9 protein-coding genes, 1 tRNA gene and 1 pseudogene are annotated in these 12,611 nt (G+C 43.7%); 10 read left to right on the top strand and 1 reads right to left on the bottom strand.

Annotated features, from left to right (window positions below; translation table 11 throughout):
* Window positions 1-80 precede the first annotated feature (80 nt).
* The 9 genes and pseudogenes from folP to BM528_RS06105 all read left to right on the top strand — a co-directional run bounded on the left by folP (window position 81) and on the right by BM528_RS06105 (window position 9,627).
* On the top strand, window positions 81-902 hold the full coding sequence (folP, locus tag BM528_RS06150; protein WP_071979130.1) for a dihydropteroate synthase: 822 nt from the start codon (window positions 81-83) through the stop codon (window positions 900-902).
* A gap of 12 nt (window positions 903-914) precedes the next feature.
* Window positions 915-2,258, top strand: coding sequence for a phosphoglucosamine mutase (gene glmM, locus BM528_RS06145; RefSeq protein ID WP_071979129.1), 1,344 nt, complete (start codon window positions 915-917; stop codon window positions 2,256-2,258).
* A gap of 95 nt (window positions 2,259-2,353) precedes the next feature.
* Window positions 2,354-3,097 (top strand): triose-phosphate isomerase, encoded by a 744-nt coding sequence (gene tpiA, locus BM528_RS06140; RefSeq protein WP_071979128.1) that lies wholly within the window; start codon window positions 2,354-2,356, stop codon window positions 3,095-3,097.
* Window positions 3,098-3,107: 10 nt separating this feature from the next.
* The gene (gene secG, locus BM528_RS06135) at window positions 3,108-3,569 is read left to right on the top strand and encodes a preprotein translocase subunit SecG (RefSeq protein WP_071979127.1); all 462 of its coding nucleotides are present in this window, start codon (window positions 3,108-3,110) and stop codon (window positions 3,567-3,569) included.
* A gap of 9 nt (window positions 3,570-3,578) precedes the next feature.
* Window positions 3,579-3,664, top strand: a tRNA-Leu gene (locus BM528_RS06130).
* A 963-nt stretch (window positions 3,665-4,627) separates the two neighbouring features.
* Entirely contained in the window at window positions 4,628-6,127 is a 1,500-nt protein-coding gene (gene putP, locus BM528_RS06120; protein WP_071979125.1) for a sodium/proline symporter PutP, read from the top strand.
* 15 nt (window positions 6,128-6,142) lie between these two features.
* A complete protein-coding gene (gene proB / locus BM528_RS06115) occupies window positions 6,143-7,252 on the top strand; it encodes a glutamate 5-kinase (protein ID WP_071979124.1) in 1,110 nt (369 codons plus the stop codon).
* Window positions 7,249-8,496, top strand: coding sequence for a glutamate-5-semialdehyde dehydrogenase (locus BM528_RS06110; RefSeq protein WP_071979123.1), 1,248 nt, complete (start codon window positions 7,249-7,251; stop codon window positions 8,494-8,496). Before proB ends, BM528_RS06110 begins: the two co-directional genes overlap by 4 nt.
* 184 nt (window positions 8,497-8,680) lie before the next feature.
* Window positions 8,681-9,627: pseudogene (locus BM528_RS06105) on the top strand (mechanosensitive ion channel family protein).
* On the opposite strand, the gene BM528_RS06100 reads toward BM528_RS06105, so the two are convergent.
* Window positions 9,624-10,175: an HNH endonuclease gene (locus BM528_RS06100; RefSeq protein WP_071979122.1), complete on the bottom strand. Its 552-nt coding sequence runs from the start codon at window positions 10,173-10,175 to the stop codon at window positions 9,624-9,626. The pseudogene BM528_RS06105 and the gene BM528_RS06100 overlap by 4 nt on opposite strands.
* Before the next feature lie 298 nt (window positions 10,176-10,473).
* Between BM528_RS06100 and pnp the strand changes: the two genes are divergently transcribed.
* Window positions 10,474-12,585: a polyribonucleotide nucleotidyltransferase gene (pnp, locus tag BM528_RS06095; RefSeq protein ID WP_071979121.1), complete on the top strand. Its 2,112-nt coding sequence runs from the start codon at window positions 10,474-10,476 to the stop codon at window positions 12,583-12,585.
* Window positions 12,586-12,611: the final 26 nt, after the last annotated feature.

Genomic DNA, 12,611 nt, shown 5'->3' with positions numbered 1-12,611 from the left:
TAATTTAGCCGCAATGTTAGGATTAAAAAACGCCAGTTAATCTGGCGTTTTTTATTTACATAATAAAAAAGAGTTGATGTATGCAGTTTGCCAATCATTTTATTGATCTTAATCAGCCTCGCGTTATGGGGATCTTAAATGTTACCCCTGATTCCTTTTCCGATGGCGGTCGACACGCATCTACCCAGCAGGCAGTAGAACACGCACTTTGTATGGTAGAGCAGGGCGCTACTTTTATCGACATTGGTGGCGAATCGACCCGTCCCGGTGCTAAAGATGTTGCGCTTCAAGAAGAGCTTGATAGAACTATTCCAGTAATTGAGGCGCTGTCGGCAAGAAGCGATTGTGTTATATCAATTGATACCAGCAAGCCACAGGTAATGACTGAGGCAGTGAACGCAGGTGCTAAGCTAATTAATGATGTTCGCGCGTTGAGAGAACCTGGCGCGCTGAAAGCCGCTGCTGAAGCCAAGGTACCGGTTTGCCTTATGCATATGAAGGGCGAGCCAAGAACAATGCAAGCGAACCCGCAATATGATGATCTTATCAGTGATGTAAAGGGTTTCTTAGTTGAGCGGACAGCAGCATGTGAACAAGCTGGTATCGATAAGTCATCCATTTTACTGGACCCAGGCTACGGCTTTGGAAAGTCTCTCGAGCATAACTATGCGTTAGTTAAATATTTACCTGATATTATGGCATTAGGGTTGCCCGTGCTTGTTGGTATGTCGAGAAAGTCAATGATAGGTAAGCTTTTAAACAGAAATGTTGAAGAACGCTTGGCTGGAAGTATTGCGCTCGCTACAATTACGGCCCAAATGGGAGCACATATAATACGTGTTCACGATGTACAAGAAACCGCTGATGCGGTTAACATCGTTAAAATGCTGAAAAAAGTGTAATAAGGAATAATAATGAGTCAGCGTAAATATTTTGGTACCGACGGTATTCGGGGTAAAGTGGGCGAAAGTCATATTAACCCTGAGTTTTGTATTAAGTTAGGGTGGGCAGCAGGAAAAGTCCTCGCAGGTAGAGGAACAAATAAAGTACTTATTGGAAAAGACACGCGTATCTCGGGTTACATGCTCGAGTCTTCTCTTGAAGCGGGTCTTTCTGCCGCAGGTATAAATATAGGCTTGTTAGGACCTATGCCTACCCCAGCAATAGCCTACCTCACCAAAACATTTCGTTCTGAAGCCGGTATTGTTATTAGCGCTTCTCACAACCCTTATTACGATAACGGAATAAAGTTTTTTTCTTCTCAGGGATTTAAGTTAGACGATGACATTGAACTAGCCATTGAAGAAATGCTTGAGCGCCCTATGACTTGCGTAGCCTCAGACAAGCTTGGTAAAGCAACGCGTATAGATGACGCTGCCGGTCGTTACATTGAATTCTGTAAAGGTACTTTCCCCTCTGAGCTATCCCTCACAGGCTTAACCATTGTTGTAGATTGTGCTCATGGTGCCACGTATCACATTGCTCCTAACGTATTACGAGAGCTTGGCGCGAACGTTATAGAATTAGGCACTGCACCAAACGGACTTAACATCAACGATAAGGTTGGTGCGACGTCTATGGATGCAGTTGTTGAGAAAGTAAAAGAAACAGGCGCCGATCTAGGTTTTGCCCTAGATGGTGATGGCGACAGACTGATGATGGTAGACCATCTAGGCAATGTGCTCGATGGTGACCAAATTGTCTATATCATTGCGCGCGATGCACTGAAGAACGGACAAATGCAGGGCGGCGTAGTGGGTACTTTGATGAGCAACCTTGGGTTGGAAAATGCGCTTAGTAAACTAGGGGTACCCTTTGCGAGAAGTAAAGTAGGCGATCGTTACGTGATGGAGTTACTACAGCAGAAAGGCTGGTCTATTGGTGGTGAGAATTCTGGTCATGTTTTAAATCTGTCTATGTGTTCAACGGGTGACGGAATTGTGGCGGGCCTTCAGGTGTTGGCTGCCATGTTGCGTTCTCAACTAGACTTACACGATTTATCTAGTGGTTTTGAGATGTATCCTCAAACGCTGGTGAACGTGCGCTATACAGCGCAGAATGTTGATTACCTATCGCATAAAGATGTTCAACGTGCAAAGCAAGAAGCCGAAGCAGCACTCGGTAAAACAGGACGTGTTTTACTGCGTAAAAGTGGAACTGAACCACTGATACGGGTTATGGTGGAATCGAATGAAGAACAGAAGTCGATGAAATGGGCAGAGCATATTGCTGAAACTGTTCGTAATCTCGCCAATTAGTTGGCGTAGCAGGAAATTTCGCTTTTTATACTTGTATCTTACGTTGTAAATAGTTAATATCACGCCCGCTAAAAGACAGGGCTAAGGTCGAGCTAGTGAGTAACAAAATACGCCAGCCATTAGTTGCTGGAAATTGGAAAATGAATGGTAATTCGGCATTAGTTGCTGAATTTAATGAGAAGCTAGAAGCATTAAATTGCGACTCCGAAACGGTTGTTTGTCCGCCGGCTACGCTGATGCACCTTTTCAGAGCGAATTCATTTTCCCTAGGTGCTCAAAATGTGAGTCACCTCAACAACGGTGCTCATACAGGTGAGTTATCTGTTGAAATGCTTAAAGACGCAGGATGTACCTACTCAATAGTAGGTCACTCTGAGAGAAGAGAAGATCAGCAAGAGTCTAGTGATCTTGTCGCTTTAAAAGCAAAGCAATGTATTGAAGCCGGCTTAACACCCATTATTTGTGTTGGTGAGTCTTTAACAGTAAGAGAAGCGGGTAACGTTGAGAAATTTGTTGGCGAGCAGTTAGACGCATTAACAGCGACGTTGTCGGTTGACGATTTATCAAAAACAGTTATTGCATATGAGCCAATATGGGCCATAGGTACAGGGAAGACGGCAACGCCTGAGCAAGCTCAGGAAGTGCACGAATTCATTCGCGGTTACTTTACTAAAGTAGACGCAGACTTAGCTGGTAAGCTTCGCATTTTATACGGCGGCAGCGTTAAACCAGATAATGCTAAAACGTTATTTTCACAAAAAGACGTTGATGGCGGCTTAATTGGCGGCGCCAGTTTAAAAGCTGAAGATTTTATTTCAATTTGCCAAGCGGCAAACTGACGAGGTAATTATGATATACGAAGTGCTTTTAATAGCATATCTAGTTGTAGCACTCTTATTAATTGGGTTTGTTTTGATCCAGCAAGGTAAAGGGGCTGATATGGGCGCTTCTTTTGGCTCAGGTGGTTCAAATACCGTGTTTGGTTCGTCAGGTTCTGGTAACTTTATGACTCGCACAACGTCAATTTTAGCGGGTTTGTTCTTCTTCATTAGCTTGTCGCTAGGCGCGATGACAGCGAATAGAGAAAGTGCCGAAGACGAGTGGAATAACTTGGAAGTACCTGCTGCGGTTGAGACACCAGCAGAAGTGCCTGCAGATGCAGACGTGCCAGTTATTGAAGATGCACCTGCACAGAGCGATGTTCCCGTTAGTGGTTCAGACGTTCCGGCAATGCAGGACGTTCAGGACACTCAGGGTAACGTGCCAGCTGGCGATGATGTTCCAGCTGATGACGGCAATACCCCAGATTAAGCTTTATTTGCGGAAGTGGTGGAATTGGTAGACACGCCATCTTGAGGGGGTGGTGAGCATAGCTCGTGCGGGTTCAAGTCCCGCTTTCCGCACCATATTGAAAGGCCAGCAGTCGCTGGCCTTTTTTGTTTGCCCAGCGAAGCTGGCAAACCCGTCAGGTTGAAAGAAACCTGAATCACCCTGACTGAGGGGAAGATAATCCGAATGGCAAGGGCGTTATCCGGGCAATACTTGCTGCGACGCTGAATAAAACCACCTATCCTCTGCTCAAAGACTTTAAAGTTGCCTGTCAATAGGGCCTTGGTGAACGGTTACCTTGTGTTTATATAAATTCTGTTTTTATAGCGGTGGCGAAGATAAAACCATTTTGGTTTGCAGTAATAACCCTCTTCGGTCTTGATTTTGCGGAGTCTAAGTATAATTTCACCCGAAGGTGTTCATAGAGCAAAACTGGCGAAAAAAGCGGTTATTTTAGTTTATTCGAACCTTTACTTTAAAAAGCGGTGAAAAAGATTTTGAAAGTAACAGTGTGCTCTAGATGCAGAGATTAAAGCTTCTTTTGAATGTTATTTGTTCTGGTGCTTGCTTGTATTTAATTTATGTCATAATTGTTTCTATAACTATTTAAGTACCCAGGTTTAGTTAAATACGCCGTAATTTGATATTGTTTCATGAAAATTTATAAAAAGTTAACCTTCTGATATTTAAGGTTTAAGTGTTTAAACTTCTGGTGTTGTTGCTTGTGAAACATCATTGGTGTGAAAGTCATGACAAATTGCTCTGAAATTAAGTTGTGCATAATTTGCGCTTGATATTTTCTCGCAAATCTATATATTGTTTGAACTCTAATGATTATTGCTCGATGCAATTGATGGGGTTTGGTCATAATTCCAAAAGCCTACAAGTCGATTGGCACAGTGCTCGCTCCATTGACGAAGCGTTAACGAAGCCAAGGTTAACGAAGCCAAGGTTAACGAAGAATGTGCAGTTTAAGCTATCAAGTTGTTAAATCGTCAAATTATTAGATTTTCGAGGCAGCAGAGGATTTTTCGCAATACATGGCATTTGAAAGTTACATATCGCTGGCAGTGTATTTTATTGCAATGCTAGGTATAGGCGTGTTTGCCTATCGCCAATCTACAAGCGATATTTCAGGTTATATCCTTGGTGGACGTCAAGTAAGTCCCCACGTAACAGCGCTTTCAGCCGGCGCTTCAGACATGTCCGGTTGGATGCTCATGGGTTTGCCTGGAGCTATGTACATATCAGGCTTCGATGCAGTTTATATAGCGATCGGTCTTTTGACCGGGGCGCTTTTAAACTATATTTTCGTTGCACCTAAGTTACGCGTATACACCGAGGTAGCAGATGACTCGCTTACGGTTCCAGAGTTTTTTGCTAAGCGCTTTAATTCGCCAAAGTCGAGTTTGCGCATTGTTTCGGCAACAATCATCGTACTGTTTTTCACCCTGTATACATCCGCTGGTTTAGTAGCAGGCGGCAAGCTTTTTGAGAGTGCATTTTCTCTCGATTACCAAGTTGGTTTGTTCATAACTCTTGGCGTAGTGGTGTCATACACTTTGTTAGGCGGTTTTTTGGCAGTTAGCCTAACCGACTTTGTTCAAGGTAGTATTATGTTTCTAGCGTTAGTGCTAGTTCCTGTTGTGGCCTTCAGTCAATTTGATAGCGCGTCGCAAATGACGAGCGCAGCGTATGAATCTGTACCGAATTTTTCCGACTCTTTGGAAGCGTTAACATTGGTCGGCTTGCTATCGAGTCTTGGATGGGGGCTTGGTTATTTTGGTCAACCTCACATCATTGTTAGATTTATGGCAATTAGATCGGTGAAAGCCATCTCCACGGCTCGAACAATTGGCATGTCGTGGATGACAGTAACTATCATAGGCTCTTTGGGTACAGGACTTGTAGGTGTTGCCTATGCAAACCAGTTTGGTCTTCGTGTAGATGCTCCGGAAACTATTTTTATTATTTTCTCGCAAATTTTGTTTCACCCATACATTAGCGGGTTTTTGATGGCGGCTATACTCGCTGCGATCATGAGTACAATTTCGTCACAACTACTGGTTTCTGCGAGTTCGCTGACCGAAGATATTTATCGAGTCATTACAAAGAAAGAAGTGTCTGATAAACAAACAGTCACAATTGGACGTTATGGTGTAGCAGGGGTTGCTGTAGTGGCTCTGATTTTGGCCCTAGATTCATCAAACACTATTTTGTCATTAGTGAGTAACGCATGGGCAGGATTTGGTGCTGCTTTTGGTCCTTTAGTGCTGTTTTGTCTGTATAAAAAGGACCTAACTGCGAAGGCTGCGCTTGCCGGTATGGTTTCGGGGGCAGTGACAGTACTGTTCTGGATATACGCGCCTATACTTGAAGGTGGTCAGGCATTGAGCAGCGTCATTTACGAAATTATTCCAGGGTTTGCAATAAGTGCAATTACTCTGTGGGCGGTAACTAGATGGGGCGAAAATCCGTCACCGAATGTAGAAGCTACATTTGAACAAGCCGGCCAAGAATTAGCGAATCAACAATCTTAAGGTTAGATATATATTATGAGTCATCCAAATTGGAATCGCGTCGTCATTAAAGTAGGTAGTGCACTTATTGCGCCGAATCAACAGGGGTGTAGTAGCCACTATTTGCTGAGTATCGCACAATTTATAGTTCGCTGTAGAGCGAACGGTACGCAAGTTGTTCTTGTGTCATCAGGGTCAGTTGCCGCAGGGTCACACATGTTCGCAGATCAGGAAAAGACCAACATTGCGGTGAAAAAAGCGATGGCGGCCGCGGGTCAAACCGAAATGATCGCAACGTGGGATCGACTGTTTGATTTCCCATCGGCACAAATGTTGTTAACACATGCAGACCTTCGCGACAGAGAGCGTTACGTGAGTATTCGTGAAACAATTTTCAGCCTGCTGGACAACAATATTCTGCCGATTGTTAACGAGAACGACACCGTAACTACTGATAAACTCAAAGTAGGCGACAATGATAATTTGTCAGCGATGGTAGCGGCAGCGGCCGATGCCGATGCGCTTATCATTTGTTCTGACATCGATGGGTTGTATGACAAGAACCCGCATGAGCACGACGATGCAAAAATGCTGAAATCGGTGGATACTATCGACGAAAGTATTTATGCCATGGCCGGCGGCGCAGTGAAAGGCGGTGTTGGAACCGGCGGAATGCGCACCAAAATTGAAGCGGCCGAAAAAGCGGTATCTCACGGTATAGATACCTACATTATTAATGGCTTTACCGAACTGTCTTTTAATATGCTGTTAGCAGGTGAAAATCCTGGAACGCATTTCAGACCGTTCAAGAAGCCAATGAAAGAAAACGAGCACTGGATGCGTCATACATCAAATGCGCAGGGCGAAGTGATTATTGAAGGTAATTTCGATGGCACTTTAGGTACCGACAGTGACCAGTTAACGAGTAGCGAAATAATCGGCGTAAAAGGCGAGTTTTCCGTAGGCGATACTATTTTAGTACGCAAGGAAGACGGCACTAAACTGGTGAAGGCCAAGTCGAATTACAGTAGCTGTTTATTGAATTTTATTGCGAATCAGGACAGTGATGAATTTGCCCACGAGTTCGAAGAGAAAACGGGGCCAATTATTTCTGATCAGCACGTAGCAAACCTGGAGAAAGAATGAGTATTATTACTGAGTTAGCACAACAAGCAAAACAAGCTGCACGTAAATTGGCTGTTTTAGACGAAAGCCAAAAAAACGCGGTGTTAACTGACATGGCTGCAGCTATTAGAGCCAACAAAGACAAGATAATTGCGGTTAACGAAAAAGAAGTAGCTCGCGCCAAAGAAAATAACCTTGATGAAGCTATGATCGATCGTCTCATCCTAGATGATGAGCGTATAGAAGCGATGGCAGAGGGAATTGAGGTTATTGTTGAGCTTGACGATCCCGTGGGTAAAGAACGTGTTTTCGGTACTCGACCGAACGGCATCGAAATTAAGAAAATGCGCATCCCACTAGGGGTAGTTTGCATGATTTATGAAGCACGCCCAAATGTAACTGCTGATGCAGGTGCTCTATGCTTCAAATCAGGTAATGCAGTTATTTTGCGTGGTGGTAAAGAAGCGCTAGATACTAGTCTTGCCATTGCAGAGTTAATGCAAGATACACTTGAAAAGCATAATTTGCCGAAGGCATTAGTCACGGTTGTTCCTAACCCTGACCGCGCCCTTATGCAAGAGTTGATGGAACAAAGAGATTATATTGACGTGATCATACCTCGCGGCGGTGAAGGTCTAATCAATTACGTTACCGATAACTCTAAAGTTCCAGTAATTCAGCATTTTAAAGGCGTTTGTCACTTATACGTAGACAGTGATGCTGATTTGGACAATGCACTAGAAATTTTGCTTAATGGTAAAACCCAGAGAACAGGTGTGTGTAATGCACTTGAAGGTTTAGTTGTTCACCAAGCAATTGCTGGCGACTTTTTACCTCGTGTTGCGCAAGCATTTAAAGAGCATAATGTTAAGGTTCACGTTGACAGCAAAGGCAGTGAGTACTTTGAGGGTGCTGACGTTATTGATGAATCTGGGTACGGTGAAGAATACTTAGGTCTTGAAATAGCAATTCGTGTTGTTGATGACTTCGACGGTGCAATCGATCACATAGCGCAGTTTGGTAGTAACCACACCGAAGTTATTTGTACAAAAGACAAAGAAAAAGCGAAATTATTCCAACGCGCAGTTGATGCCAGTGTTGTTATGGTAAACGCTTCTTCACGTTTTTCTGACGGAAGTCAGCTAGGTTTAGGCGCAGAAATAGGTATAGCGACAACAAAACTGCATGCCTATGGCCCAATGGGATTAGAGTCTTTAACCTCAGAAAAGTATTTAGTGAATGGCGAAGGTCAAATTCGCCAATAAGCCAAATATGAGAGCTTTTTTGCTAAGGGTGTTTTTACTAAATAGTTTTCGGTAATAAAAGCTCACAAAAAGCACATAGTGACTGGTCGGCATTGTGCCTGCTCGTTGAGTGCTTCATAATACAAAGCGCTGACATTCGTCAGCGTTTTTTTTTGCTTTCAATAAATTAGCGTGGAGTGACTTGATGGAGAATGTGATGGAACCAGCACAAATATGGCAAACATTCATTGCGTATGCGCATGAATACAAGCTATTGGCTTCTGTCTTACTGCTTATTTCTCTGCATTACACCAAAAAGGGCATGTTGCGCCTTATTAAACTCAGAAGTTCTCGCAAAGGTGAGGATAGACGAAATCAGATCAACATTTTAGAGCAGCTGGGTAATGCGTTAACATCATATTGCTGATGGTGCTTTGGTCTGCTGAAATTCAAACCCTCGCTATATCAATTGCTGCCTTCATGGTGGCCATTGTGCTGGCCACCCGCGAATTTATTCAATGCTTCATGGGCTTTATTTACTATTTGGGTGCTCGGCCTTTTCGGGTGGGCGACTGGATACAGATGAATAACAATATAGGTGAAGTGGTAGAAATGGACTGGGCCAAAACCACCATGTTGGAAGTGGATAGGGAGAGCTTTAACTATACGGGTAAGCACGTATACGTACCTAATAGCCAACTGGTTACTCAAACGGTACGCAACCTCAACTTTATGCGTCGATATCGCTTGCATTCTTTCAGTATTGTTAACGAGCCTACCGTAAACGCCTATAGTCTTTTACCCGCTTTTCACGCGAGAGCGCAGGCTCACTGTGAGTATTTTCGCGATGTCGCAGAACGATACAAGGGTTTAATCGAAAGACATCTCGAGCAAGAATTTATTCGAATCGATCCGGAAATTGAAATCAAAACCAACGAGCTTGCAAAGGTGGTGGTGCAGGTTAACCTTTTTTGTCCTACGGACGAGGCACAAGAACTTGAGCACAAGATGTGTTCAGATTGGTTGAGTCTTTGGTTTAGAGCGTTGAAAGAGGAAAGTCAGATGCTGGCAACGCTTCAAGAGCAAAGTCAAACATCCATGCAGGCCCACAATGCAATAAGTACACAATCGTCTTCAGGTGGCGCACTCTAGCTGCATTTCCATTGCCTATATCGAGTAAAATGACTTTCCAAAAAAGCCATTTGGTCCGATAGAATTTTTCTGTTCATCAAATAAAAACGCTCATATACGTTTGGCCTGAACGGAACAGCAAGTAATGGCATATTTGCCTCTTCGGGGGTCTTTGCTCCTTTTGCGTGATTGCATCGCTGACAGGCAGAGGCCACGTTGGTCCAGCTGTCTTTTCCGCCCCTTGAACGAGGTATAATATGGTCCCGCGTAAGCTGTTTTGGCGAAAACTGCGCACCGCAATAAAGGCACATATAACTATCTCGACGAAAAAGGTATTTATTGGTTAATGCAATTTTTCCACTCATATCATTGACCTTGCCATCGCAAGCGATAATACTCGACAACGACAGCTCACTTTGAATACCTGCGTGATTCCATCCACCTTTAAGCGTTATGGCATCTGTGCCAAGCTCGAACAATACCTTGTCTTGGCAATATAGTTTGGCGGCGTGTTCTATGTCTATCCACTCTTGTGGCATTCCAGCCTTATTCAGTCTTAGCACAAGCATAAATTCCCCTTAACGCACATTTGTTTTATACAGTTGTTTTATATGGTTGTTAGTTTTGACCTTTGCTTTTTTCTATCGTACTCGATTTTGTGACATCAGTTTATTGCATTGTGATGAAAATATAGCCATGTAATCTTTTTTAATCGAGTGATGAAGCTGCGGTGGGAAATGCAGGAGATAAATACATAATAATTTCAATCTTCTCCTTCATTTGGCGATGGCAAAATTCTGTGTTCATCGCTATACTGAGCACCGCAATTAAAAGCGATAAATAAAGATTGGAATTAAAGGACAAATAGTGACTCCTATTACTAAATCATTTCAGTATGGTCAGCATACTGTAACTCTAGAGACGGGCGTAATTGCTCGTCAGGCAACAGCTGCGGTTTTGGCAAGTATGGACGACACGTCTGTATTGGTATCGGTAGTTGGTAAGAAAGAAGCGAACGCAGGTCAAGATTTCTTCCCACTAACGGTAAACTACCAAGAAAAAGCGTATGCTGCGGGTAAAATCCCTGGTGGATTCTTCAAGCGTGAAGGCCGTCCATCTGAAGGTGAAACGTTAATTGCACGTCTTATTGACCGTCCAATTCGTCCACTTTTCCCTGAAGGCTTCAAAAATGAAGTTCAGATTATCATCACTGTAATGTCTGCTAACCCAGATATTCCTACTGACATCATCTCACTTATTGGTACCTCTGCAGCACTAGCCATTTCTGGTATGCCGTTTAACGGTCCAGTCGGTGCAGCTCGTGTGGGATACAGCAATGGTGAATATATTCTTAATACACGTGCTGAAGAGCAAGAATCAAGCGAACTTGACTTGGTTGTTGCTGGTACAGAAGGTGCGGTATTAATGGTTGAATCTGAAGCCAATGTGCTTTCAGAAGACACTATGCTTGGTGCCGTTATGTACGGTCACGAGCAAATGCAAACTGTTGTTAATGCGGTAAATGAATTCGCGGCTGAAGTTGGTACTGAAAAGTGGGACTGGAAACCAGAAGCGGAAAATACATCGCTAAAAGACAAAGTAAAAGCGTTAGCTGAAGCAGAAATGACGGCTGCTTACCAGATTTCTGACAAGCTAGAGCGTAAAGACGCAGTTGTTGCTGCGACAGAAAAAGCGCTTGCAGCCATTGTTGCAGAAGACGAAGAGCAAGACCAAAAAGAAGTACTTGACCTTCTTCACGAGCTTGAGTCTGACGTAGTACGTTCACGTATTCTTTCTGGCGAGCCACGCATCGACGGTCGCGACCCTAAAATGATTCGCGCCATTGATGTGGCTACAGGCATTTTACCGCGTACTCATGGTTCGTCATTGTTTACTCGTGGTGAAACGCAAGCCATCGTTGCAGCAACGCTTGGTACAGAGCGTGATGCACAGATGATTGACGAGCTTCAGGGTAAGCGCGATAGTCGCTTCATGCTTCACTACAACTTCCCTCCATACTGTGTGGGTGAAACTGGTTTTGTTGGTTCGCCAAAGCGTCGCGAAATTGGCCACGGCCGTTTAGCAAAGCGCGGTATTCAAGCAGTTATGCCAAGTGAAGAAGAATTCCCGTACGTAGTACGTGTAGTATCTGAAATCACTGAGTCTAACGGTTCATCATCTATGGCGTCAGTATGTGGTACTTCACTTGCGCTTATGGATGCAGGTGTTCCTATCAAGGCATCTGTTGCTGGTATCGCAATGGGTCTTGTGAAAAGTGATGACAACTTTGTTGTACTCTCAGACATCCTTGGTGACGAAGATCACCTTGGCGATATGGACTTTAAAGTAGCGGGTACTACCGATGGTATTACTGCACTTCAAATGGACATAAAGATTGAAGGTATTACTAAAGAGATCATGCAGATCGCACTTAAGCAGGCTAAAGAAGCACGTTTGCATATCTTAAAAGTGATGGATGAAGCCATTGGCGGACATCGCGAAGAACTAAGTGAATTTGCACCTCGCATCTACACCATGAAGGTAGACCAGGATAAGATCCGTGATGTGATTGGTAAAGGCGGCGCAATGATCCGTCAAATCACTGAAGAGTCTGATACCAACATCGAAATTGAAGATGACGGCACTATCAAAATCTTCGCAACAGAGCGTGCGAAAGCAGAAATCGCTATTGCTAAGATTGAGCAGGTTACTGCCGAAATCGAAGTGGGTAAAACCTATAACGGTAAAATTACCCGCATCGTTGACTTCGGTGCGTTCGTGGAAGTACTTCCAGGTAAAGAAGGTCTTGTACACATTTCACAAATCGCTCACGAGCGTGTGAATAAAGTAACTGACTATCTTAAAGAAGGTGAGATGGTTGATGTTAAGGTTATGGAAATTGATCGCCAAAACCGCGTACGTCTAAGCATTAAAGAACTTCTAGAAAAGCCTGCGCCTAAGTCTGACGACGCAGAGTAATAGTGTGGAAAAAGCGCAAAAACGCT

Source organism: Alteromonas sp. RW2A1, from assembly GCF_001886475.1.
GTDB lineage: Bacteria > Pseudomonadota > Gammaproteobacteria > Enterobacterales > Alteromonadaceae > Alteromonas > Alteromonas hispanica.
The sequence above is the reverse complement of the archived record's forward strand: the minus strand, read 5'-3'. Positions and strand labels throughout refer to the sequence as shown.

Bases quoted from the DNA above. Each gene is read 5' to 3' on its own strand.
- putP (WP_071979125.1), top strand. From the start codon at position 4,628: ATGGCATTTGAAAGTTACATATCGCTGGCAGTGTATTTTATTGCAATG.
- secG (WP_071979127.1), top strand. From the start codon at position 3,108: ATGATATACGAAGTGCTTTTAATAGCATATCTAGTTGTAGCACTCTTA.
- folP (WP_071979130.1), top strand. From the start codon at position 81: ATGCAGTTTGCCAATCATTTTATTGATCTTAATCAGCCTCGCGTTATG.
- BM528_RS06100 (WP_071979122.1), bottom strand. From the start codon at position 10,175: ATGCTTGTGCTAAGACTGAATAAGGCTGGAATGCCACAAGAGTGGATA.
- proB (WP_071979124.1), top strand. From the start codon at position 6,143: ATGAGTCATCCAAATTGGAATCGCGTCGTCATTAAAGTAGGTAGTGCA.
- glmM (WP_071979129.1), top strand. From the start codon at position 915: ATGAGTCAGCGTAAATATTTTGGTACCGACGGTATTCGGGGTAAAGTG.
- BM528_RS06110 (WP_071979123.1), top strand. From the start codon at position 7,249: ATGAGTATTATTACTGAGTTAGCACAACAAGCAAAACAAGCTGCACGT.